1 protein-coding gene is annotated in these 236 nt (G+C 33.5%); it reads left to right on the top strand.

What is annotated here, in order from left to right:
- Positions 1-236, top strand: a 236-nt coding sequence (locus tag SB689_RS24180) for an HAD hydrolase family protein (RefSeq protein ID WP_410694556.1), incomplete at both ends; no start/stop codon positions are given.

Raw genomic sequence — 236 nt, forward strand, 5'->3', positions numbered from 1 at the left:
TAAAAAATAATTATTTGATAGGTGTAATTACTGGTGGAAATGATGAAATGGTAAAACACAGGATCAATTATCTTGGAATTCAGGATTATTACCCGAAATCTCATAACAAGATAGAGGATTTTGAAGATTTTAAAAAGAAGTACAATCTTAAAAATGAGGAGATTCTAACCATGGGTGATGATCTTCCGGATATTCACATCATGGAAAATTCGGCAATTGCAGCCTGCCCCGAAAAC

It is taken from the genome of Chryseobacterium sp. SIMBA_038 (assembly GCF_046535115.1).
GTDB lineage: Bacteria > Bacteroidota > Bacteroidia > Flavobacteriales > Weeksellaceae > Chryseobacterium.